Origin of the sequence: Noviherbaspirillum aerium (assembly GCF_008929045.1) — a bacterium.
GTDB classification, from domain to species: domain Bacteria; phylum Pseudomonadota; class Gammaproteobacteria; order Burkholderiales; family Burkholderiaceae_D; genus Noviherbaspirillum; species Noviherbaspirillum aerium.
In genome coordinates this window covers 39,869-63,456 of sequence record NZ_VFAH01000013.1, presented here as the reverse complement: position 1 = coordinate 63,456, position 23,588 = coordinate 39,869, and the positions used below count along the sequence as shown (strand labels likewise).

General features: G+C 59.8%; 23 protein-coding genes and 1 tRNA gene. 11 read left to right on the top strand and 13 right to left on the bottom strand.

What is annotated here, in order from left to right:
* From FH061_RS18305 to FH061_RS18295, 3 genes are read left to right on the top strand one after another with little or no spacing between them, the layout of a single operon-like run.
* Positions 1-1,062, top strand: coding sequence for a microcin C ABC transporter permease YejB (locus FH061_RS18305; protein WP_151637278.1), 1,062 nt, complete (start codon positions 1-3; stop codon positions 1,060-1,062).
* A complete protein-coding gene (locus FH061_RS18300) occupies positions 1,059-2,102 on the top strand; it encodes an ABC transporter permease (RefSeq protein ID WP_151637277.1) in 1,044 nt (347 codons plus the stop codon). Before FH061_RS18305 ends, FH061_RS18300 begins: the two co-directional genes overlap by 4 nt.
* Positions 2,099-3,706, top strand: coding sequence for an ABC transporter ATP-binding protein (locus tag FH061_RS18295; protein WP_151637276.1), 1,608 nt, complete (start codon positions 2,099-2,101; stop codon positions 3,704-3,706). Before FH061_RS18300 ends, FH061_RS18295 begins: the two co-directional genes overlap by 4 nt.
* A gap of 79 nt (positions 3,707-3,785) precedes the next feature.
* Here FH061_RS18295 and FH061_RS18290 read toward each other — a convergent pair whose 3' ends face one another.
* Entirely contained in the window at positions 3,786-5,327 is a 1,542-nt protein-coding gene (locus FH061_RS18290) for a transglycosylase SLT domain-containing protein (protein WP_192805128.1), read from the bottom strand.
* Between the two features lie 143 nt (positions 5,328-5,470).
* The gene (gene gloB, locus FH061_RS18285) at positions 5,471-6,244 is read right to left on the bottom strand and encodes a hydroxyacylglutathione hydrolase (RefSeq protein WP_151637275.1); all 774 of its coding nucleotides are present in this window, start codon (positions 6,242-6,244) and stop codon (positions 5,471-5,473) included.
* 3 nt (positions 6,245-6,247) lie between these two features.
* On the opposite strand from gloB, the gene FH061_RS18280 reads away from it, so the two are divergent.
* The 6 genes from FH061_RS18280 to FH061_RS18255 all read left to right on the top strand — a co-directional run bounded on the left by FH061_RS18280 (position 6,248) and on the right by FH061_RS18255 (position 12,678).
* A complete protein-coding gene (locus tag FH061_RS18280; protein ID WP_151637274.1) occupies positions 6,248-7,024 on the top strand; it encodes a class I SAM-dependent methyltransferase in 777 nt (258 codons plus the stop codon).
* A gap of 4 nt (positions 7,025-7,028) precedes the next feature.
* Positions 7,029-7,475 carry a ribonuclease HI gene (gene rnhA / locus FH061_RS18275; protein ID WP_151637273.1) on the top strand — a complete coding sequence of 149 codons (447 nt, stop codon included), beginning with the start codon at positions 7,029-7,031 and terminating at the stop codon, positions 7,473-7,475.
* Positions 7,476-7,561: 86 nt separating this feature from the next.
* The gene (locus FH061_RS18270; RefSeq protein ID WP_151637272.1) at positions 7,562-8,734 is read left to right on the top strand and encodes an efflux RND transporter periplasmic adaptor subunit; all 1,173 of its coding nucleotides are present in this window, start codon (positions 7,562-7,564) and stop codon (positions 8,732-8,734) included.
* A gap of 12 nt (positions 8,735-8,746) precedes the next feature.
* Positions 8,747-11,848 (top strand): efflux RND transporter permease subunit, encoded by a 3,102-nt coding sequence (locus FH061_RS18265; RefSeq protein ID WP_151637271.1) that lies wholly within the window; start codon positions 8,747-8,749, stop codon positions 11,846-11,848.
* Positions 11,849-11,850: 2 nt separating this feature from the next.
* The gene (dnaQ, locus tag FH061_RS18260; protein WP_151637270.1) at positions 11,851-12,567 is read left to right on the top strand and encodes a DNA polymerase III subunit epsilon; all 717 of its coding nucleotides are present in this window, start codon (positions 11,851-11,853) and stop codon (positions 12,565-12,567) included.
* A gap of 36 nt (positions 12,568-12,603) precedes the next feature.
* Positions 12,604-12,678, top strand: a tRNA-Val gene (locus FH061_RS18255).
* A gap of 105 nt (positions 12,679-12,783) precedes the next feature.
* On the opposite strand, the gene FH061_RS18250 is transcribed toward FH061_RS18255, so the two are convergent.
* Positions 12,784-13,212: a response regulator gene (locus FH061_RS18250; protein WP_151637269.1), complete on the bottom strand. Its 429-nt coding sequence runs from the start codon at positions 13,210-13,212 to the stop codon at positions 12,784-12,786.
* Between the two features lie 261 nt (positions 13,213-13,473).
* Between FH061_RS18250 and FH061_RS18245 the strand changes: the two genes are divergently transcribed.
* Positions 13,474-13,851, top strand: coding sequence for a hypothetical protein (locus tag FH061_RS18245; RefSeq protein WP_151637268.1), 378 nt, complete (start codon positions 13,474-13,476; stop codon positions 13,849-13,851).
* Positions 13,852-13,903: 52 nt separating this feature from the next.
* On the opposite strand, the gene FH061_RS30550 is transcribed toward FH061_RS18245, so the two are convergent.
* From FH061_RS30550 to FH061_RS18230, 4 genes are all read right to left on the bottom strand, one after another.
* Positions 13,904-14,047: a hypothetical protein gene (locus tag FH061_RS30550; protein WP_192805127.1), complete on the bottom strand. Its 144-nt coding sequence runs from the start codon at positions 14,045-14,047 to the stop codon at positions 13,904-13,906.
* Between the two features lie 663 nt (positions 14,048-14,710).
* Complete coding sequence (locus FH061_RS18240) at positions 14,711-16,933, bottom strand: YgiQ family radical SAM protein (protein ID WP_151637267.1); 2,223 nt, start codon at positions 16,931-16,933, stop codon at positions 14,711-14,713.
* A gap of 152 nt (positions 16,934-17,085) precedes the next feature.
* Complete coding sequence (locus FH061_RS18235; RefSeq protein WP_151637266.1) at positions 17,086-17,577, bottom strand: hypothetical protein; 492 nt, start codon at positions 17,575-17,577, stop codon at positions 17,086-17,088.
* Between the two features lie 3 nt (positions 17,578-17,580).
* Positions 17,581-17,949, bottom strand: a complete 369-nt coding sequence (locus tag FH061_RS18230; RefSeq protein WP_151637265.1) for a hypothetical protein — start codon at positions 17,947-17,949, stop codon at positions 17,581-17,583.
* Positions 17,950-18,227: 278 nt separating this feature from the next.
* Between FH061_RS18230 and FH061_RS18225 the strand changes: the two genes are divergently transcribed.
* On the top strand, positions 18,228-18,557 hold the full coding sequence (locus FH061_RS18225; protein WP_151637264.1) for a hypothetical protein: 330 nt from the start codon (positions 18,228-18,230) through the stop codon (positions 18,555-18,557).
* Positions 18,558-18,686: 129 nt separating this feature from the next.
* Here the strand turns inward: FH061_RS18225 and minE are convergent, their stop codons facing one another.
* The 6 genes from minE to kynB all read right to left on the bottom strand — a co-directional run bounded on the left by minE (position 18,687) and on the right by kynB (position 23,579).
* Positions 18,687-18,950 (bottom strand): cell division topological specificity factor MinE, encoded by a 264-nt coding sequence (gene minE, locus FH061_RS18220; protein WP_151637263.1) that lies wholly within the window; start codon positions 18,948-18,950, stop codon positions 18,687-18,689.
* A gap of 1 nt (position 18,951) precedes the next feature.
* A complete protein-coding gene (gene minD / locus FH061_RS18215) occupies positions 18,952-19,767 on the bottom strand; it encodes a septum site-determining protein MinD (protein WP_151637262.1) in 816 nt (271 codons plus the stop codon).
* 25 nt (positions 19,768-19,792) lie between these two features.
* The gene (gene minC, locus FH061_RS18210) at positions 19,793-20,581 is read right to left on the bottom strand and encodes a septum site-determining protein MinC (RefSeq protein WP_151637261.1); all 789 of its coding nucleotides are present in this window, start codon (positions 20,579-20,581) and stop codon (positions 19,793-19,795) included.
* A 252-nt stretch (positions 20,582-20,833) separates the two neighbouring features.
* Positions 20,834-21,673 carry a tryptophan 2,3-dioxygenase gene (gene kynA / locus FH061_RS18205; RefSeq protein WP_192805126.1) on the bottom strand — a complete coding sequence of 280 codons (840 nt, stop codon included), beginning with the start codon at positions 21,671-21,673 and terminating at the stop codon, positions 20,834-20,836.
* A gap of 11 nt (positions 21,674-21,684) precedes the next feature.
* Positions 21,685-22,935, bottom strand: a complete 1,251-nt coding sequence (gene kynU, locus FH061_RS18200) for a kynureninase (RefSeq protein ID WP_151637259.1) — start codon at positions 22,933-22,935, stop codon at positions 21,685-21,687.
* Complete coding sequence (kynB, locus tag FH061_RS18195) at positions 22,932-23,579, bottom strand: arylformamidase (protein ID WP_151637258.1); 648 nt, start codon at positions 23,577-23,579, stop codon at positions 22,932-22,934. The genes kynU and kynB overlap by 4 nt, the downstream gene beginning before the upstream one ends.
* Positions 23,580-23,588 lie beyond the last annotated feature (9 nt).

Sequence of the window (23,588 nt, the reverse complement as noted above, 5' to 3'; positions counted from 1 at the left end):
ATGAATATCTGGTCCTATATTGCAAAGCGCATCCTGCTGATGATTCCGACGCTGTTCGGCGTCATCGCCATCACGTTCGCGGTGATCCAGTTCGTGCCGGGAGGTCCGGTGGAACAGGCGCTGATGGAATTGAAGAAAGGGCAGGTCGGCGCCGGTGAAGTCGGCGGCGGAGGCGGCTCCGAGTACCGCGGCCGGCAAGGCGTCGATGCGGAGCGGGTCAAGGAGATCCAGGCGCTGTACGGATTCGACAAGCCGCCGCTGGAACGCTTCGCGCAGATGTTCAAGGGCTTTCTCACCTTCGATCTCGGGCAAAGCTTCTACCATCACATGGATGTCTGGAACCTGGTGAAATCCAAGCTGCCGGTATCGATCAGTCTGGGGTTGTGGACTTTCTTCCTCACGTATTTCATCTCGCTGCCATTGGGCATCGCCAAGGCGGTGCGCGAAGGCAGCCGGTTCGACGTCGCCACCAGCATCGCGGTGCTGATCGGCTATTCGATCCCCGGATTCGTGCTCGGCGTGTTCCTGCTGGTGATGTTCGGCGGCGGCAGTTTCGTGCAGTGGTTTCCGCTGCGCGGGCTGACTTCCGACAACTGGGAGCAGCTGTCGCTGACGGGCAAGGTGCTGGATTATCTGTGGCATATCACGCTGCCTGTCCTCGCATCGGTCGCGGGCTCGTTCGCGGTGATGACGCTGCTGACCAAGAACACCTTCCTCGAAGAGATCCGCAAGCAGTATGTGCTGACCGCGCGCGCCAAGGGCCTGAGCGAGAAGACCGTGCTGTACAAGCATGTGTTCCGCAATGCGCTCATTCCGCTCGTGACCGGATTCCCTGCGGCCTTCATCGGCGCCTTCTTCACCGGCAGCCTGCTGATCGAAACGCTGTTCTCGCTCGATGGCCTCGGCCTGCTGTCGTATGAGTCGGTGATTCGGCGCGATTATCCTGTCGTCATGGGAACGCTTTACCTGTTCACACTGATCGGCCTGGTCGTCAAGCTGATCGGCGATCTCCTTTATGTGTGGGCCGATCCGCGCGTGCAATTCGAAAGCCTGAGCCGATGACTCCAAACAAGCCGATCTCATCCGTCTCCCCGTGGAAGCGCGTCTGGCTGCGCTTCAAGCAGAACCGCCGGGGCTGTGTCAGCCTCATCATCTTCAGCATCCTGTTCGTCGTCAGCCTGCTGGCGGAGGCCATCTCGAACGACAAGCCGCTGATCGTGCGCTACAACGGCCAGACCATGTTTCCGATCCTGACCGACTATTCGGAAAAGGTCTTCGGCGGCGATTTCGATACGCCGGCGGATTTTCTCGATCCCTTCATCCAGGACCAGTTCCAGAAGGACGGCAACTGGGCGGTCTATCCCGTCAACCGCTATCGCTTCGACACGCTCAACTACTTCGCCAAGTCGCCCAATCCGGCGCCGCCCTCGGCCGATAACTGGCTCGGCACCGACGACCGCGGACGCGACGTCTTCGCCAGGCTGCTGTACGGTTTCCGGGTGTCGGTCCTGTTCGGACTGGCATTGACGATCACCGGCGTGATCCTCGGCCTGATCACCGGCGCGCTTCAGGGCTACTTCGCCGGCAAGACGGATCTGCTGTTCCAGCGCTTCATGGAAATCTGGGGCTCCATGCCCGAGCTTTACCTGCTGATCATTTTCGCTTCCATCTTCCAGCCCAGCCTGGGATTGCTGCTGGTCCTGCTTTCGCTGTTCGGCTGGATGGGCCTGTCGGACTATGTGCGCGCCGATTTCCTGCGCAACCGCAATCTCGAATATGTGCAGGCCGCCCGTGCGCTGGGGCTGTCGAACCGGCAGATCATCCTGCGCCATGTGCTGCCCAACAGCATGACGCCGGTGATCACCTTCCTGCCTTTCCGCATGAGCGCCGCGATTCTCGCCCTGACCAGCCTGGACTTCCTCGGACTCGGCGTGCCGCCATCCACGCCCAGCCTGGGCGAGTTGCTGGCGCAGGGCAAGAACAACCTGGACGCCTGGTGGATCGCAATGTCAACTTTCCTGGTGCTGACGATGACCCTTCTCCTGCTCACCAATATCGGCGATGCGCTGCGCAATGCCATGGACGTGCGGAGGAAGGCATGAGCCTGCTCGAAGTACAGAATCTGCGCGTCGGCTTCGGCTCATCGACCGTGGTCAACGATGTCAGCTTCAGCATCGCGCCGGGCGAAAAGTTTGCGCTGGTGGGTGAGTCGGGATCGGGCAAGACCGTCACCTCGCTGGCCATCCTGCGCTTGAATCATGACGCCGAATATGGCGGCCGCATCGTGTTCGCCGGCGAGGACTTGCTGCAAAAGCCCGAACGCGCGATGCGTGCGGTGCGCGGCAAGGATATCGCCATGATCTTCCAGGAACCGATGACCGCGCTCAATCCGCTGTTCACCATCGGCAACCAGATCGCGGAAGTGCTGATGCTGCACGAAGGCATCAATGCGAAGGAAGCCGCGCGGCGTACCGTCGACCTGCTCGACAAGACCGGCATTCCCGAACCGGCGCGCCGCGCCATGGCCTATCCTCACCAGCTGTCCGGCGGCCAGCGCCAGCGTGCGATGATCGCCATGGCGCTGGCCTGCAAGCCGAAGCTGCTGATTGCCGATGAGCCGACCACGGCGCTGGACGTGACCATCCAGGTACAGATACTGGAATTGCTCAACCAGCTGCAGCGGGAAGAGAACATGGCCGTGCTGATGATCACGCACGACCTCAACCTCGTGCGTCATTTCGCGGACCGCGTCGGTGTAATGGAAAAGGGCCGGCTGATCGAAACGGCGAGCACCCATGAATTGTTCGCCAATCCGCGCGAACCGTACACCCGCAAGCTGCTCGCAAGCCATCCGCAGCGCATGGTGGAGGAGGTTGGCGAAGACGCCATGCCGCTGCTGGCCACCGACCCGCTGCGCTGCACGTTCTCGATCAAGAAGGGCTTGTTCAGGAAGGAGCCTTTCGTCGCCGTCGATGGCGTCGATGTGCAGCTGAGGCCGCATGAAACCCTGGGCATCGTCGGCGAATCCGGTTCCGGCAAGTCGACGCTCGGCATGGCCTTGGTGCGGCTGTCATCCGCCGCCGTGAGCGGGCGCATTTCCTTTATCGGCCATCCGATCAGCGAAATGAAAAGCACGGCCTTGCGGCCCCTGCGGGCGAAGATGCAGGTCGTATTCCAGGACCCGTTCGCTTCGCTGTCGCCGCGCCGCACGATCGAGCAGATCGTCGGCGAGGGACTGGAGTTGCACCAGCCCGGGCTTGGCAGCCAGGGCCTGCGCGATGCGGTGGCCGCCGCCTTGCAGGAAGTCGGACTTGCCCCCGAAATGATGACGCGCTATCCGCATGAATTCTCCGGCGGCCAGCGCCAGCGCATTGCGATTGCGCGCGCGCTGGTGCTCAAGCCGGAGCTGATCCTGCTCGACGAGCCGACATCGTCGCTCGACGTATCGGTGCAGCAGCAGGTGCTGCAGTTGCTTGCGGAATTGCAGCGCAAGTACGGCATTGCCTATGTTTTCATCAGCCATGATCTCGCCGTCATCCGCGCGATGGCGCACCGGGTGATGGTGATGAAGGACGGCAAGATCGTCGAGCGTGGCACCACCGAGGAAGTGCTCAACCACCCGAAAGAGGCTTACACGAAGCGCCTGCTCGCGGCATCGACTTATTCCACGCTAAGTACGGCCGAAGGCACGCCGGTCAACGCCTGACGCGGAAATGCCCGGCGCGGAAATGAAAAGTGCAGGCGCCGGGGCCTGCACTCCAATCCTGCACAAGCTTGTTAACCGCTCAGCTCGACTTCTTTTTCGTATTGGTCGCCACGGTCTTGCGCGGCGGTGCGGGCGGCGCCTTGCGATAAGCCGGCGCCTGCTTGGCGACCTGGCGTACCGGGGCCTTCTGCGCGGCCTGCTTTGAAGGGGGCGAAGCCTGACGGGCCGGCGCTGCGGCTTGCCGGTTCGGTACTTCCAGCTGCAGCGAAGTCCCGGCCGCCACCTTGTCCTGCTTGAGATTGTTCCAATCCCTGATCTGGGAAACGCTCACGCGGTTGCGCTGTGCGATCGAAGTCAGGGTGTCCTTCTTGCCCACCTTGACCCAGATGCGCCGTGTTTCCGGGATGTCGGGTGCGGTGATCATCATTGCCGAATCCACCAGCTCCGGAGCGATATCCTTTTCCGGAGCATGCTCCGGCTTCGGCACCAGCAGGGTCGAACCCGCCTTGACCACCATCTTCGGCGGAATATTGTTGACTTCCCGAATCACCTCCGGGGTCGTGCCGAACTTGGACGCGATCGATTCGATGCGTTCGCGGGCGTTGGTCACCTTGTGCGCGGTCCAGGACGACAGCGCGCGTCCCCATTTGCCGAGATTGGCCTTGAACTTCTCGGCATTGCTCTGGGGCAGCAGGATCTGCGTGTCGGAGCTGCCGGCGATCACCGGTTTGTTGAATTGCGGGTTGAGCGCCTTGAATTCGTCAATAGACAGCTCGGCCAGCTGGGCGGCGACCTTGATATCGATATCGCGCGTCTTGCCGATGGTGACGAAATAGGGCTGGTTGTCCACTTTCGGCAAGGTGATGGCGTATTCGGCAGGCGCGGCGATGATGTTCTTGACCGCCTGCAGCTTGGGAACGTAGTTCTTCGTTTCCAGGGGCATGTACTGCGACAGGCTGTTGAAATCGATAGGCTGGTTGGCGGCGCGCGCCTTGTTGATGGCGCGCTGCACCGAGCCTTCGCCCCAGTTGTAGGCGGCCAGTGCCAGCTGCCAGTCGCCGAACATGCCGTAGAGTTTCTGCAGGTAGGTGAGCGCCGCTTCGGTCGAGGCCAGCACGTTGCGGCGTTCGTCCTTGAACGTGCTCTGCGTCAGGTTGAAGTCGCGGCCGGTCGAGGGGATGAACTGCCACATGCCCGCCGCATGCGCGGTGGAATACGCCTGCGGGTTGAATGAGGATTCGATGAAAGGCAGCAGCGCCAGCTCGGTGGGCATGTTGCGCTTCTCAAGTTCCTGAACCACATGGAACAGATAGCGCGACGCCCGGGTGGTGGTGCGCACGAAGTAATCCGGGCGCGAGCTGTAAAACTGGGTCTGGCTGACCACCAGCGGGTTGTCGAGGTCCGGAATGCCGAAACCCTTGCGGATGCGCGCCCAGACATCAACTTCTTCCATTGACAATATCTGTATCAATGGATCGTTCGGATCGTAGGGCCGCTCCATCGAGGAAACCTGCGACCAGTTGTAGAGCGGGAGGGAAAGATCTGCTGCCGAGGTGGCGACCGGGGCGCCGAGGAGGAGAAGCGCTGCAAAACGAGATGTTCTTTTTTTCAGCGGATGCATGAGTCCTCACTTGCTGTGGATGAAGGGCAGCCAGGGCGCCCGGTTGAATCGACGGAGTTTACGTAATGGTGTTTTCCTGCGTCAAGATTTATCGGCACTTGCATGCTGTTCGATATCACGATGACAACGGTTCCGCGTTGTTTTCAGCGGAAGGAATTTTTCCATTGCCTTAGGGCAGCAAATACGGCAATTGGTTCCCTTGAGGAAACATGTCCGGTTGTCATCAGCCGGTCTGCAATTGCTGGCTCGCGATATCGCAGAAAAGGATTGGTTTCCTTTTCGATCGCAATAGTCGACGGTATTGTCGGTTCGTCGCGATTGCGCTTTGCCTGTTCTCTGGCGAAACGTTCCTGCAATGCATCGTTGGCAGGGTCTACTTCAAGGGCAAAGCGCAAGTTTGAAAGGGTATATTCGTGCGCGCAGTACACCTTGACATCGCCGGGCAGGGCGGCAAGCTTTTCCAGCGAATTCACCATCTGTTCCGGCGTGCCTTCGAACAGACGGCCGCAGCCGCCTGCGAACAGGGTGTCGCCGCAGAAAAGCCAGGACTCCTTCGGTGCATGATAGGCAATGTGTCCACGGGTATGGCCCGGTACATCCAGCACCTTAAGTTCAAGCCCCAGTTTCGGGACCGTCACGGAGTTGCCCTCGTTCAAAGGATACGTAATCCCTGGAATCGGTTCTTGACGCGGGCCAAAAACCGGTACGGAAAACCGCGCAAGCAATTGCGGGACACCACCGACATGGTCAGCATGGTGATGTGTCAGTAAAATAGCAGAGAGGACGAGGCCGTGGCGATCCAGGCAGTCGAGGATCGGCGCCGCGTCGCCGGGGTCGACCACTGCAGCGTTTACGCCATCGTGAATCAGCCACAAGTAATTGTCCTGGAACGCCGGTACAGTCAGTACACTTAACATACGATGGATCATCCCTTGCCCGAAAAGGCCATTATAGCGCTCGGACCCTGGCTCGAAACGCCGGTGGGCGGCTACGTTCGCGCCTGGCAGCAGGAGCGCCTCGACATGCTGACGGCCGATATCTTCGGATTCAATGCCTTGCAGATCGGCCTGCCGCAGATCAACGCGCTGCGCGCCAACCGCATGCCCAACAAGTGGCTGACCGATACCCACATGCCGTCCGACCCGGCGAACACCGCCGCTACGCCGATCGTCGTGGTGCATGACTTCGCCGAATTGCCGTTCGCTTCGCAGAGCCTGGATCTCATCGTGCTGCCCCATGTGCTGGAATTCGCCGAGGAACCCCACCAGGTTCTGCGGGAAGTGGAGCGGGTGCTGATACCGGAAGGCCAGGTCATCATCTGCGGTTTCAATCCGGCCAGCCTGTGGGGCCTGCGCCAGGTGACCGGACGCCTGACCGGCGCTCATTTTCTTCCCGAGCATGGGGAATTCATCAGCCTGCCGCGGCTGAAGGACTGGCTCAAGCTGCTCAGCATGGAAGTCAACCGCGGCCATTTCGGCTGTTATGCGCCGCCTTGCCTGACGGAGAAATGGCTCACCCGCTTCGCCTTCATGGAAGAGGCGGGCAAACGCTGGTGGCCCTATCTCGGCGCCGTATACATGGTGCAGGCAGTCAAGCGGGTACGCGGCATGCGCCTGATCGGACCGGCCTGGATCAAGCAATCGGCCAAGGCGCCGCAAGGGGTCCCCGTGACAAATCGCGTACAAAAACACAAGTAGAAACATGGAAAAAGTTGAAATCTATACCGATGGCGCCTGCAAGGGAAACCCGGGCCCCGGCGGCTGGGGTGCATTGCTGATAGCAGGCCCCCACAGGAAGGAAATGTTTGGCGGCGAGCTCAATACGACCAATAACCGGATGGAACTGAAGGCTGTCATCGAGGCTTTGTCGGCCTTGAAGAGGCCATGCGAAGTCATTGTTCATACCGATAGCCAGTATGTGCAGAAAGGCATCAGCGAATGGATACACGGCTGGAAAGCCCGCGGATGGAAGACCGCCTCCAAGGAGCCGGTAAAGAATGTCGATCTGTGGCAGGCGCTGGACGCTGCGCGGTCGACGCATCAGATTGAATGGCGCTGGGTGAAAGGACACGCTGGCCACGACGGCAATGAGCGCGCCGACGCCCTCGCCAACCGGGGCGTTGCTTCGGCCGGCGCAACTGTTCTATAGTGTTACAGTTGCACAATGGAAAAATTGTGCCCGGGACCTGGACAGCGTCCCTCACATTATCGAGCGCATAGAACGACTCAAACAAAATGAAGCCACGGAGACTCCTTTACCCCACGGTTGCGGCCCTGGGCATCATGACGCTGGGCGCCTATGCCTATATCGAACAGCGCAAGCCTCATACCCCGGCCGAACAGACCGGCGCCGCCAAACCGGCGGACAACGCTGGCAAGGCAGGGCAGAGGGCTGGCTCCGGGGGGCCTGCGGCGGTCGATGTGACGCCCGTGACCGCGGTGCGGCTGGTCGAAGACGTGAATGCGACCGGCACCTTGCGGTCCAATGAGGCGGTCATGATCCGGCCGGAGGTGGCAGGACGGATCGCCAGACTGAACTTCAAGGATGGCCAGCAGGTAAGGAAGGGACAGGTTCTCGTCGCCTTCGATTCCACGGTGAACCAGGCCGAGGTGCAGCAGGCCAAGGCAGAGCTTGGCATTGCAAAGGCAAACTTCGAGCGGAACGCCGATCTCGCGAAGCAAAAGTTCATTTCCGAACGCGCACGTGATGAATCGCAAGCCAACGTTCAGGTTCTGGAAGCCAAGCTGGCGCTGGCCGAAGCCCGCCTGTCGAAGCTGGAAATCCGCGCGCCGTTCTCAGGCATCGTCGGCATTCGCAACGTCAGCGTCGGCGACTATGTAAAGGATGGCGCCGACCTGGTCAACCTGGAAGACATTTCCAGCGTCAAGGTGGATTTCCGTATCCCCGAACGCTACGCGGACGTCGCCCGCACCGGCCAGGCTCTCGAAGTGCTGGTCGACGCGCTGCCAAACAAGCCTTTCCGCGCAAGCGTCGATGCGATCGATCCGCAGGTCGACAGCTCTGGCCGCTCGGCGTTGCTGCGCGGCCGCATCGCCAATCCCGAAGCCCGCCTCAAGCCAGGCATGTTCGCCCGGGTACGCCTGATTCTTGCGGAAAGAGAGCGGGCGCTGGTCGTGCCTGAAGAGGCCATCGTCCCGCAGGGCACGAAAACGATGGTATGGAAAGTGATCGACGGCAAGGCGTCGAAGGTGGAGGTCAAGACCGGCCTGCGCCGCGCGGCCAAGGTCGAGATCACGCAGGGACTGGAGGAGGGCGACATTGTCGTCACCGCCGGACAGATCCGCCTGTCGCGTGACGGCACGCCGATCCGGATTGCGCCCGGCGGCAAATCCGCTACCGGACCCGTACCGCCGGACGGACCGGCCGCCCCTTCCAACAAGAGCTGAGCGGAGCCTGCCATGGTGTTATCCGATATCTGCATCCGACGTCCGGTCTTCGCGACGGTGATGTCGCTGGTGATCGTACTGATCGGCCTGGTCTGCTACAAGCGACTGGCCGTACGCGAGTACCCCAAGATCGATGAACCGGTGGTCACGGTGGAAACCCGCTATCCCGGCGCGAGTTCGGAAATCGTCGAGTCCCAGGTCACCAAGCCGATGGAGGACTCGATCGCCGGCATTGACGGCATCGATGTGCTGACCTCCATCTCCCGCGCCGAGCAAAGCCAGATCACGGTGCGTTTCCGTCTTGAGAAGGACCCGGATTCGGGCGCCAACGATGTGCGCGACCGCGTATCGCGCGTGCGTTCGAAGCTGCCGCAGACGATCGAGGAACCGGTGATCGCCAAGGTCGAGGCCGATGCCAGTCCCATCATCTGGCTGTCGTTCTCCAGCGATACCCTGTCGCCGCTCGACCTGACGGACATCGCCAACCGCATCGTCAAGCCGCGCCTGCAACTGCTGCCCGGCGCCGCCGACGTCCGCGTCAACGGCGAGCGCAAGTATGCGATGCGCATCTGGCTCAACCGCGACAGGCTCGCGGCATACAGGCTGGCGCCGGCGGATGTGGAAGACGCGCTGCGCAAGCAGAACATCGAAATCCCCGCCGGACGCATCGAATCGAAACAGCGCGAATTTTCCGTCGTCTCCCAGACCGACCTGACCACGCCGACCCAGTTCGAAGATATCGTGGTGCGCACCGTCAACGGCTATGCTGTGCGTATCCGCGATGTCGCCACCGTGGAAATCGGTCCGGCGGTCGAACGCTCCTCGGTGCGCTTCAATGGCCAGAATGCGGTGTCGCTCGGCGTGATTAGGCAGGCGACTGCGAACCCGCTGGAGCTGGCCGGGTATGTGAAGGCGGAACTCCCGAAGCTGAACGAGGAACTGGAGCCGCAAGGCGTCAGGATCAGCATTTCGGTCGACAACACCGTCTTCATCGAACGCTCGATCAGCTCGGTGTACAAGACCATCGGCGAAGCGGTAATCCTCGTCGCCCTGGTGATTTTCGTATTCCTGCGCTCGGTCCGTGCCTCCATCATCCCCCTGGTGACGATTCCCGTCTCGCTGATCGGCGCGTTCGCGCTGATGTCGCTCGCCGGCTTCACCATCAACACCCTGACACTGCTGGCGCTGGTGCTGGCGATCGGCCTGGTGGTGGACGACGCGATTGTCGTGCTGGAAAACATCTACCGGCATATCGAGGATGGCATGCGCCCCTTTGACGCGGCGCTCAGGGGCGCGAAGGAAATCGGTTTCGCGGTGATCGCGATGACGATGACGCTGGCTGCGGTGTACGCCCCGGTGGCATTCACGCCGGGCCGCACTGGACGCCTGTTCGTGGAATTCGCGCTCACGCTGGCCGGTGCGGTGATCGTTTCCGGCTTCATCGCCCTCACGCTGTCACCCATGATGTGCTCGGTGCTGCTGAAACATCAGCCTGCTCAGCAGCATGGCGTGATTTACCGAGCCATCGAAAGCGTATTGAACGGCATGACCGCCGCTTATCGCCGCCTGCTGACGATGACGCTTAGCGCGCGCTGGCTGGTCGTGCTGGTGTACTTCGTCGTCATCGGCGGACTGGTGTGGCTCGGAAGCACCATGAAAAAGGAACTGGCCCCCGTGGAAGACAGGGGAATCATCTTTACCGCCCTGACCGGACCTGACGGCGCATCGCTTGCCTATACCGAGAAGTACGCGCGCCAGCTCGAAGGCATCGCCGCCGAGACCAAGGAAATCGACCGCGTCTTCATCGTCGCGGGCAATCCCACGGTCGAGCGCGGCGTCGCCTTCATGCGTACCGTCGACTGGTCCGAACGCAATCGCAGCACCCTAGACATGATCAAGGAAATGCAGCCGAAGATGGCGGGCGTGCCCGGCGTGCTGGCCTTTCCGAATGCGCCGCCTTCTCTTGGCCAGTCGATCCGCGAGCGTCCGGTCAATCTCGTGGTGCTGAGCAACGCTTCCTATGAAGAATTGCAGCAGGTTGTTCAGCGCATCGTGGCCGAAGCCGGCAAGAATCCCGGCCTGGCCAATATCGACACCGATCTGCGCCTCAACAAGCCGCAGGTGAACGTGGAAGTGGACCGCGACAAGGCGGCCGATGCCGGCGTGCAGATCGAGACCGTCGGCCGCACGCTGGAAACCATGCTCGGCGGCCGCAACGTGACCCGTTTCAAGAAGGGCGGCGATCAGTACGATGTCATCGTGCAGATCAAGAACGGCGAGCGCGACGCGCCGGACGATATCAACAACATCTTCGTCCGGGCGGTCAGCAAGACACCCGGCGCGCAGGAGCAGATGGTGCCGTTGTCCAGTCTGCTGAAGGTGCGGGAAGCTGTGGCGCCGCGGGAGCTTAATCACTTCGGACAGCGCCGCGCCGTCGTCATCTCGGCCAATCTTGCCAACGGATACACGCAGGGTGAAGCGATCGACTTCATGGAAGACACCGCAAAGGCCATCCTCAAGCCAGGCTATGCCACCGACCTGGCGGGTTCCTCGCGCGAATACCGCGCATCAAGCGGCAGCCTGGCGATGACCTTCATTCTTGCCCTGGCCTTCATCTACCTGGTGCTTGCCGCCCAGTTCGAAAGCTTCATCGATCCTTTCATCATCATGCTGACCGTGCCGCTTTCGATGGCAGGGGCGCTGGCGGCGTTGCAATGGACCGGTGGCACGCTGAACGTGTACAGCCAGATCGGCCTGATCACGCTGGTAGGCCTGATCACCAAGCACGGTATCCTGATCGTGGAGTTCATCAACCAGTTGCGCGAGGAAGGCAAGGCACTGCAGGAAGCCATTGTCGAAGCGGCTGTCCTGCGCCTGCGTCCGATTCTCATGACCACCGGCGCGATGGTGCTGGGCGCCGTTCCGCTGGCACTGGCCACCGGCGCCGGCGCTGAATCGCGCATTCAGATCGGATGGGTGATTGTCGGCGGCATGACTTTCGGTACACTGCTGACTTTGTTCGTCGTTCCGACGTTTTACACTTTCTTTGCACGCCAGAAAACGCATGCGCCCGTCCCCGGGGCGCTGTCCACACCTGCTGCAGCTACACACTAGACATGCGACAAATCGTTCTCGACACTGAAACCACAGGCCTCAATCCCCGCTCCGGCGACCGCATCATCGAGATCGGCTGCGTGGAAATCGTCAACCGCAGACTGACGGGCAACAATTTTCATCTCTACATCAATCCGGAGCGCGACTCGGAAGAGGGCGCGCTTGCGGTACACGGCCTGACCACGGAATTCCTCAGCGACAAGCCGAAGTTCGCTGAAATCGCCGCTGAATTGCGCGACTATGTGCGCGGCGCCGAAATCATTATCCATAACGCTCCCTTCGACCTCGCCTTCCTCGATGCCGAGTTCGAGCGCCTCGGCTTGCCGCGCTTCAAGGAACATGTCGAAATGGTCACCGATACGCTGGTGCAGGCGAAGGAACTGCATCCCGGCAAGCGCAATTCCCTGGATGCGCTGTGTGATCGATACGGCATCTCCAACGCCCACCGTGTGCTGCACGGAGCCTTGCTGGATGCGGAGTTGCTGGCGGAAGTCTATCTCGCGATGACGCGCGGCCAGAACAGCCTGACCATCGAACTCGCCGTAGATGAACCTGACGCGGACGCTGAACAGATCATCGCGGCTGCGCCTGTGGAAGAGATGATTGTGCTTGCGGCGGATGACGGCGAACTGGCCGAGCATGCCTCGCTGCTGGACAAGCTCGACAAGGAAGTGAAAGGCACCTGCATCTGGCGTGCCGAACCTGCTCCTGCAAATTGATTCGCCGGAGCATTTGTGCCATAATAGCGAGCTCTCGGACAGTTAGCTCAGGGGTAGAGCACCGCCTTCACACGGCGGGGGTCACTGGTTCAATCCCAGTACTGTCCACCAGAATTCAAGACACCATCTTATAGCCATTCTTTGCGGCGGATGGGTCCAACAAAGGCCTGCACTCGCAGGCCTTTTGCATTTCAGGACCTTTTTCATGAATGCATCTTAGGCTGATTGCCGCGTGTGCGACGTCTGAGCTTCCATCGCATGGCAGAGTTTTTCACTGAAACCCTGCCATTCCATCGGCTTGACGATATAGCTGCTGATGCCGAGCGCATGGGCTGCTTCCAGGTCCTTGTCGATAGCCGAAGCAGAAAGAATGATGACCGGAATGGATGCCAGTTCGGGGGTTTGCCGTATTTTCGCGAGCACTTCAATGCCATTTATTCTTGGCAATTTCAGATCAAGGACGATGACGGCAGGATTCTCGCGCACCCGGGAAGCATGGGCGCCTGAAGCGAGCAGGAAATCAAGTGCTTCCTCACCATCGCGAACAACTTCCACTTCATGGGGAAATCCGCATTTTTCCATGGCAATTTGAACGAGTTCGATATCGAGCGGGTTATCTTCAACGACGAGGATGGTATCGGACATGAAAATTCCAACGGTACGTGCAGGTTTATCTCAAGCGCTTCTTGGCTAAGCAATGAAACCGGTTTTCAGGAACTGCCCGCGAACTGGGCATGATCAAAGATGCGTCTTGTTCAACTCTTGACGGCTTTCCGGGAAAAGGGTTCGCGGACCACGGACTGAATAGCCGGAAGGCGCCCCGTCCAGGAAGCCCGCCTTCGATCAGCCAAGGCCTTTGAACGGCAAGAGGCAAATCCTGACTAATAGGCAGGAGGCTATGATCTTATGAACAATAATGAACGCATGCCGTTCCAGAAGTTAAAGCTTTTCCTTCAATACATCTGGCGACTTGCAATACCGTTCTGGAAGTTCAAGGATGCGGGACGCGGAACAGTGGAGCAGCGTATTGCCAATTATCGGCACAATCGCGAACAGCGTGGCGTTTTGCCGTTTTATATGTGGAAGTGGGCAGGTATTGCACTTTGCATGATGCAACTCATGCGGGTGCTGTCAGATGTCATGTCGAATATGTCCGCCCAGAGTGCCAATTACCTCTGCGCGGCATTGTTTTGTATGAGCGCGGGAATCGGCTTTGCGTTTGCGTGTATCGTGCTGACACTGCTGATCGCAAGCTATCTCTATCTCAGTTATGTAGAAAGATAGATGTGGAAGGGGGATGCGGTAGACATCCCCGACATGGCGCTGGAATGTTACTTCAGGCGATCCATTGAATCGCAGCGTAGATCATGCCGATACTTACCGCGGCAGAGGAAGCGATGCACAGTGCGGCTTGAAGCTTGTTGTAGTTGAAGGTCTTTTCCGACTGGATGACGACTACGTCTTGATGTACGTTATGCATGCTGTCCCCATTGAGATAAAGCAATCGATTGCCTTGAGTCATTGTATAGAACAGCTTCTTCGAATCAATAGTCTTTTAGGCAACTTTTGCAAATATTTGATTGAGAATACGCAAAGCGAGTTGACTCGCGCAAATAATTGCAAAATTGCTACGGTATATAGTTTGCCATTCCTGCAAGTTAAAACGGAAGGGCGCGGATGCCAGCGCCTGGAGCGGATTGCGGGGAGTGTAGGGACGAATTGCTCTGTCTCGAAATGCAGGGCAAGGCAAACCGATGCTTCCGTACACTCATCCGCAATCCGCTCTAAAGGCAGGCTTAGCGACAAGTGCATCCACCTGCAATTCGCACTTGACTGTGTTTGATAAGCTGCTGCCGATCCCGGGACGCGCCTGCGGTGCTCGGCGTACATTCGTGCGCGTGCGCTCGGGCTCCTGAACGCAACGCGACTCCGAACCGCTCGCGACGCTTATCAAACACAGGTTAGTGCCAATGAGCGTCATTCGATGTCATGAGACTGCGCTTTCTCCCGACTGGTCGCGTTCCGTTCGCCGTCCATTGTCCATAGTCCCGCTATGGATTACTGATCTACCATCCCTGACTTGCCATGTAAAATCCGCTGACGCCATCCGACGTGGGAAGACACGGGATTGGCGTGAGCAGTTTTATTTCCTGCCTGCCTTCGCCGGCGCACTGAACTTTCCTGGCCGGTTGCCGGCAGGTTTTGGTCTGCGGGCCTGCTGCGCCTGCAAAGGCGAAGAGCCTGGTTTCTTGGTGCGGTTGAGGTCTTTCGGCATCGTTCGTTGCGACAGCTTGCCGCCCATGCCCATTGCCGGTGTGTCATAGCGGGGGACAAGGTGCCGGTCGCTGCTGCCGATCAGGTCGCCACGTCCCATGCGTTGCAGGGCTTCGCGCAGCATCGGCCAGTTTTCCGGGTCGTGATAGCGCAGGAATGCCTTGTGCAGGCGCCGGATCTTGCCCGCCCGTACCGTTTCCACGGTTTCCGAGTCTGCGGAAACCTTGTGCAGCGGATTCTTGCGTCCATGGTACATGGCAGTTGCCATGGCCATCGGGGTCGGAAGGAAGGTCTGCACCTGGTCGAGCTGGAAATTGTTTTGCTTGAGCCATAGCGCCAGCTTCAGCATGTCTTCATCGGTGGTGCCCGGATGCGCTGCGATGAAGTAGGGAATCAGGTACTGTTCCTTGCCCGCTTCCTTCGAAAAGCGCTCGAACATTTCCTTGAATGCGTAATACGAGCCCATGCCCGGTTTCATCATCTTGGAAAGCGGACCGTCCTCGGAGTGCTCCGGCGCAATTTTCAGCAGCCCGCCGACATGATGCGTCACCAGTTCCTTCACATACTCCGGCGAGCGCACCGCGAGGTCATAGCGCAAGCCCGAGCTGACCAGAATCTTTTTGATTCCGGGAATGGCGCGCGCCTTGCGGTAGAGCTGGACCAGCTTGCTGTGATCGGTGTTCAGGTTGACGCAGATGCTCGGATAAACGCACGAAAGGCGCCGGCATGACTCCTCTATCTTCTTGTCCTTGCACGCAAGGCGATACATGTTCGCGGTCGGTCCGCCCAAGTCCGAAATCGTTCCTGTGAAGCCCTTGGTCTTGTCGCGGATAAGTTCGATTTCGCGCAGGATCGATGGCTCGGAACGGCTCTGGATGATGCGTCCTTCATGCTCTGTGATCGAACAGAAAGTGCAGCCGCCGAAGCAGCCGCGCATGATGTTGACCGAGAAGCGGATCATTTCCCATGCAGGAATGCGGGCCTTGCCATAGGATGGATGCGGCGCGCGCGCATAGGTCAGGTCATAGACGCCGTCCATCTCGTCCATCGCCAACGGCAGCGGCGGGGGATTGAGCCATACGTCGCGCTCGCCGTGCGCCTGTACCAGAGCACGGGCGTTGCCCGGGTTGGATTCAAGGTGAAGAATGCGGGACGTGTGCGCATAGAGCACCGGGTCATCCTTCACCGCTTCATACGCTGGCAGCCGCACGACGGTCTTGTTGCGCTGCTCTCTGAGTGCCGCCTGCCGTTCTTCGCGGCTGAGGATCAGCACAGGCTTCTCTGCAGGCACGGCCGCATCCGTCGCGCAGCTTGAGGGCTCCTTCGACTTCATTTCATAAGGGTCGGCATGCGGCTCGATGCGGCCGGGAGTGTCGTAGCGCGTCGAGTTGGCTTCGCTCCAGTCGGAGCCAGGCTTCCAGTCGCGCGATACCATGAATGCCGTGCCGCGCAGATCGCGAATCGCACGGATAGGTTCGCCGGCAGCCAGGCGGTGCGTCAATTCCACCAACGCGCGTTCGGCATTGCCGTAGAGCAGGATATCCGCCTTGGAATCGGGAAGAACCGAACGTCGGACCTTGTCGGACCAGTAGTCGTAATGCGCGATGCGGCGCAGGCTGGCTTCGATGCTGCCAATCACGATATTCGTCTCGGGAAAAGCTTCGCGCGCCCGCTGCGCATAGACCGTCACCGCGCGGTCGGGACGCTTGTTGGGATCGCCATCTGCGGTATACGCATCCTCGGAACGGATCTTGCGGTCCGACGTGTAGCGATTGATCATCGAATCCATATTGCCGGCGGTAACGCCGAAATAGAGATTGGGTTTGCCGAGCGCCCGGAATGCTTCCGCCGAATGCCAGTCGGGCTGGCTGATGATGCCGACGCGGAATCCCTGTTTTTCCAGCAGCCGCCCGATCAGCGCCATGCCGAAGCTGGGGTGATCGATATAGGCATCCCCGGTGATCAGGATGACGTCGCAGCTGTCCCAGCCGAGAGAGTCCATCTCTGCGCGGGACATCGGCAGAAACGGCGCCGGTTTGTTGTAGTCAGGCCGGAAACGGGGGTAGGAAAACAGGTTTTTCGGGGTATTCATGTTGGGGCGGATTGTACCGGAAATGCAAGGGCGCAGCGCTTCGGGCGCAGGCGAGGGCGGCGGGAAGAACGGACTAAGACCGCCATGCGGGGCGCAAGTTGCAGGCGGAAGGTATGCTGATACCGAAGCGTTAGTCTATTTCTCTGACGCACTCAAGGGGCTGCTGCGGGCCTTCCCGAAAAGCCATGGAAGAATTGTCCCATGATGCCGCCGCTGGAGGGGAGACGGTGCCCGTTCGCATACATGCATTGCTGATAGCTGATGTCATAGCGCTGCTGCAGACGTCCTGCCGCTGTTTCGGACGCGTTGATACCGGCCAGCCCGCCGAGCGCAAAACCGCCGCCTGCTCCAGCTGCCGCACCTCGTCCTCCGTTGATTGCGGCACCGGCTGCGGCACCCAGCGCCGTTCCCAGCGCAGTCGAACCGATTCCGCTTGCAGTAATTGCGCTCTCGCCGCCGGCATTGTTGAGCTGCTCCGATGCAAACTGCCGGCAAAGCTCGTTATCCGCACGAAACTGGTCAAAGTTTTTCCCCGTCCCCGGGAGAACCATGACGCTAGGCGCATTGGGTGAGGGCACGGCACATCCGCTGGTGAGCAATATCAAGCATACGAGTGACGTGGGTGCGGCAATGTCGATTTTCATGGTTCATCTCAAGTCTGGCTGCAGATTTACCACTTCCCAGCCCTGAGGGCAATCCTTGGCATGAGGAAAATAGGTTTGACTATTCCGGCAATAGAAGTGCCAATGGCTTCGCTGCATCTCTCTTGCGTTTTTCTCCATGTAGGCTTTGGGTATAACCGGCACCGTCATGACAGGCGGATAGGTATAAATAGGGGCATGATAGCTGTGCTGGTATTGCCAGGGATTGGTCCCAGACACTGCGCCATGAATCCCTGACGGTGACGCCGGAGACAACGGGTCGGTCTTCCATCGCGTGTCTTGGGCCCATGCGAGCTCGGTGAAAAAAAGGCCGACCATCATGACAAGGAAGAAACGCGGGCGCATAAAGCTCATGATGTTCTCCAGTGACGTTCGCTGTTCACAAAGTACAAAGCTCTCTCAACGCAAGAGCAACACGAACTTTTGACAGAATGTCATCATCCGAGTTCGCGCATACAGGTTGCAACGCAATTGTCTCTATATATGCGACAGCAGCGGAACCCAAGGCGTCGACACCGGCTGGTCTCTTTCTCCATCGGCGGCTTTCTTCGGAGCGACTGGAACTCGCCCGCGAGGGGCTTATCAAACTTACCCTTGTCGATCAGACACCATTCAGCGGAAGGAGAAACACCATGATGCAGACAAACGAATTACAGCAGCGCCTGAGTCATGTGGAAGACATCATTCACGATGCCGCCCGTCGTTGCGAATCGACCAACGGTGTTCCGATGGCGGTAAAGGACAGCATGCAGCTGCTGGACCAGCGAATCATGCAGAGCAATGACATGATGCAGTCACAGGATGAAAGCCGCATCCGCCAGTATGTCGACGACCTGGAGCAGATCGGCGACCGGGCGAAAGATGCATGTGAAAATGCGCCGCAGGAAATGGATAGCAGTCTGCGGGATGTCGTGATGCAGGCGCATCGGGAACTATCCGATCTGAAGCACCAGCTTCACTGACAGGGCAGCAAGCTCGCGGACCGGGCGGCAGGAAATGGATTGAGCTTGAAAGGTTCTGGCGGGAGCAGCAAGCAGCTGCCTGACCATTCCCATGGATGGGCTGGCCAGGCAGCGTGGATGATGCCTTGATTATTTCGCCGGTGCGGCGTCAGGCAGCACCACATTCACATCCAGCACTTCCAGGTTGCCCTGGCGATCGAGAGAAATCTTGATGTCGTCGGCGTTGACCTTCGCGTACTTCGAAATCACTTCGATCAATTCCTTGTGCAGGGCGGGCAGAAAGTCAGGGCCGTCGCGGCCGTTCCGCTCGCGCGCAATGATGACCTGCAAGCGCTCCTTGGCCGCGCTTGCGCTCTTGGGCTTGGTATTGAACAGGAATGAGAGCAGCGCCATGTCACCTACCTTTGAAGAGTCTCTGGAACAGGCCAGGTTTTTCGTAAGCGATAAAGCGCAGCGGCACCTCATGTCCGAGGAAGCGTGCGACCACGTCCTGATAAGCCTCGGAGACATCCGAGCCGGTCATGTGGATGGCCGGATTGCCCTGGTTCGAGGCGTGGAGTACCGATTCGGATTCGGGAATGATGCCGATCAGCGGAATGCGCAGGATTTCCTGCACATCGGTGTAGGATAGCATTTCGCCCGCTTCGACCCGCTTGGGGACATAACGCGTGATCAGCAGATGTTCCTTGACCGGCTCGCCGCCTTTCTGGGCGCGGCGCGATTTTGCCTGGATGATGCCGAGGATACGGTCGGAGTCGCGGACCGAAGAGACTTCCGGGTTGGTGACCACGATGGCTTCGTCAGCGAAGGTCAGGGCCATCACCGCGCCATGCTCGATGCCGGCCGGCGAATCGCAGACGATGTACTCGAAATCCATCTTTGCCAGTTCGTTCAGGACGCGCTCGACGCCCGCTTCGGTCAACGCATCTTTATCGCGCGTCTGGGACGCCGGCAGGACAAACAGATTCTCGCAGTGCTTGTCCTTGATCAGCGCCTGGTTCAGCGTGGCTTCATTGTTGATGACGTTGATCAGGTCATACACGACGCGACGCTCGCAACCCATGATGAGGTCGAGATTGCGCAGGCCGACGTCGAAGTCGATCACTGCGGTCTTGTGTCCGCGCAAGGCAAGCCCGGATGCAAAGCTGGCGCTGGAGGTGGTTTTGCCGACGCCTCCCTTGCCGGACGTTACAACAACGATTTTCGCCACAAAAAACTCCTTAATAGACAAATGACTAAGCGCGAATGGACAGAATATCTATCCGGTCGCCTTCAAGACGTACCTGTGCCGGCTGTTTCGCCAGATCCTTGGGCAAGCCGCCGTCGAATGTGCGATAGACGCCGGCGATGGAAACCAGCTCGGCTTCCATGCTCAAGGTGAAAATTCGGGCATCCGAATTGCCGCTGGCGCCTGCCAGCGCGCGTCCGCGCAAGGGAGCATAAACATGGATGCTGCCGTCGGCAATCAGCTCGGCGCCATTGTTGACGATGGCATTGACAATCAGGTCGCTGCCGCGGGCATAGATGCGCTGTCCGGCACGGACTGGAGCGTCGACGATCATCGCCGGCATGGCCGTGGGCACCTCAACACGTTCCACGACGCGCTCAATGACAGGAGCCGTCGGTGCAGGAGGCGCCGCAGCGGGTGCCGGCGCGGCGTGGATTGCAGCCGGTTCTGATTCCCGTGTTTCCTGGCGCTGCTGGGCCAGCGTATCGATGCTCAAGCCGTGAGCGACGATCTGCGATTGCAGATCCGAAGGCGCCCCGCGCACGGCGACGAGATTGAGCTGGTAGGTGCGAAAGAGCGCGGTCAGGGCTGGCCAGTCGATCGAGCCGATGTCCTGTCCGCAACCGCTGACATCGACTACAACCAGATCATGATCAAAATAGTCCGGGGCGCCGCCAGTAGCCTGTTTCAATGCCGCGTCGATTGCGGCGAGTTCGGTCGTGCGCAGGATCGCCGACACGGCGACGACCGTTGAAATCTTGAGTTCGATGGGCTTGCTGCCTTGGTTATTTGACATAGGTGCGTATCGGTAATGGCGAATACTGCATGAGCAAAATAGAATGTCCGGCCCGCCAAATGAATCGGGCCGCGTCAAAAGCGGCCCGAACGTGAGGGGGAAAGCGGACTTCTCTACAGCGCATTGATCAATTGCTCACCACTCGCTCTTTGCTTTGCGCGATATTATACCTGTTGCAGCGGCGCTATCCTCCTGATTTTCCATACTATTCCATTGCTGTTCGTGCTATTGAAGCGTTTGTACTGGCGCCGCCTACAGGGCGGTACGCAGCGCGAACAGTTCGGGAAAGAGCACGACTTCCAGCATTTTTTTCAGGTAGCTGGCGCCCGCAGTGCCACCGGTGCCGGTCTTGAATCCGATGATGCGTTCGACGGTAGTCACATGGCGGAAACGCCAGTAGCGGAAAGCGGTTTCGAGGTCGACCAGCTTTTCAGCCAGTTCATACAGTGCCCAGTGCTTGGACGGGTTTCGATAGACTTCCAGCCAGGCGGCCTTGACCGATTCGTCGGCAGTCGTCGGTTGCGTCCAGTCGGCATGCAGCCGGGCCTCGTCGACCGGCAATCCGGCGCGGGCCATGGCCAGGACAGCCTCGTCATAAATGGACGGAGCGCGCAGGGCGGCGTCGAGGCGGGCATGCACTTCCGGCGACGTTTCATGAACGCTCAGCAGCACTGCATTCTTGTTCCCCAGGATGAATTCGATTTCCCGGTACTGGAAGGACTGGAAGCCGGAGGATTGGCCGAGGTAGGGCCGGATGGCCGTGTACTCCGGCGGCGTCATGGTGGCCAGCACGTCCCAGGCATGCACCAGCTGGTCCATGATGCGCGCGACCCGGGCCAGCATCTTGAAGGCGGGCGGCAGATCGCCCTGATGCATCTGCCGCCGCGCGCCCTGCAGTTCGTGCAGCATCAGCTTCATCCATAGTTCGCTGGTTTGATGCTGGACGATAAACAGCATCTCGTTGTGGTCGGGCGATCGCGGGTGCTGCGCCGACAGTATCTGGTCAAGACCGAGATAGTCGCCATAGCTCATCGCCGTGCTGAAATCCATCTTGGCGCCATGCCAGGATCCGGATTGTTTTTCCTTTTCCATTCGTATCTCCATCAGGTGACCGCGTCGCGCCGGGCGTCAGGATCATATTGTTTGCGGTCGAGGATGTCGGCAAGCGTTTCAACGGCATCCCAGACATCGGTAAAGCTGGTATAGAGAGGCGTAAAGCCGAAGCGCATGATATGCGGTTCGCGATAGTCGCCGATGACGCCGCGCTCGATCAGTGCCTGCATGACCGCATAGCCGTGCGGATGCGCGAAACTGACCTGACTGCCGCGCTGTGCATGTTCGCGCGGCGTGACGAGTTCGAGAGGGTGCCGGCTGCATCGGGTTTCCACCAGTTCGATGAACAAGTCGGTAAGCGCCAGCGACTTGGCGCGGATCGCTTCCATCGAGGTCTGCATGAAGATGTCCAGGCCGCACTCGACCAGCGCGAGCGAAGTGATGGGCTGGGTGCCGCACAATGCCCGCCGTATTCCTTCGATCGGCTCGAAACGCGGCTGCATCGTGAACGGGCTCGCATGCGACCACCATCCGGACAGCGGTTGGCGAAAAGCCGCCTGATGGCGTGCCGGCACCCAGATGAAGGCCGGGGCGCCGGGGCCGCCATTCAGGTATTTGTAGGTGCATCCGACCGCAAAGTCGGCATCGGCGCCGTTCAGGTCCACCGGGACGGCGCCGGCCGAGTGGGCAAGGTCCCACAGCATCAGCGCGCCGCGTGAGTGGGCCAATGCCGTGACTCCAGCCATGTCATGCATGCGCCCGGTGCGGTAGTTGACATGCGTGAGCATCACGACCGCCGTTTTCTCATCGATCACCTGCGGCAGCTCGTCATGCGAGTCGACCAGCCTGATTTCATAGCCGCGGTCCAGCCATGACGCGAGTCCTTGCGCGATATATACGTCAGTCGGGAAGTTGGCGCGCTCGGTGACGATGGTCCTGCGGTTCTCCTGCGGACGCATTTCTTCCTGCTGCCGCAAGGCTGCGGCGAGTGCCTTGAACAGATTGACGGAGGTGGAATCGGTCACCACGACTTCATCGGCGGAGGCTCCGATGAGCGGCGCGAGCTTCGCGCCCAATCTTGCCGGGAGATCGAACCATCCGGCCTTGTTCCAGCTGCGGATCAAGTCGTCGCCCCATTCCGCTTCGACGACCTGCCTTGCACGGTCGAGTGCATTCTTCGGCCTTGCGCCCAGCGAATTGCCGTCCAGGTAAATGACGCCGGCCGGCAATGCAAACTGGTCGCGCAGCGCCTGCAGCGCATCGTCGGCATCCATGGCGGTACAGCGGGAACGCGGGATCATGCGGTATCTCCTTTCAGGCGCCTCAAGACGGCGCGAACCGGGCTGGCATCCAGGCCGGCAAGTTTCAAGGGCAGGGCGATCAATTCATAGTCGCCCGGTGCGACGGCGTCCAGCACGATGCCCTCCAGAATGGCAATCCGGGCGGCGCGAACAGCGTGATGGGCATCCATGGTTTTGGATTCCTGCGGATCGAGCGAAGGGGTATCGATACCCACCAGCACCACGTGGTGTTGCGCCAGCAGGGAAATCGTTTCGGGAGCGATACTGGCGAAACCCTCGTCCCAGCGATCCTGAGGCGCATTGGCGTAGGTGCGCAGCAACAGGCGCGGCGGGCTGTTTTCCAATGCCTGCGCGACATGGTGCGGTTCAATGCGTTTCGCGCCAATGCAGTCGATGACGCGGCAAGGGCCGAGATAGGCATCCAGCGGGACGGCATCGATAGCTTCTCCGTCCGGGTCATAGTGTGACGGCGCATCGCAATGCGCTCCGGTGTGCGTCGACATGGTGAAGCGGCTGACACGGACCGGACAGCCATGCTCTATTTTCCAGGTCGGTTCGGCGCTGTAGACCGTGTCCCCCGGCCAGACTGGAGTTGCTGGTGACAGCGCGGGACTGATGTCCCAGAGCAATTCGGTTGTGGACATATAGCGTTC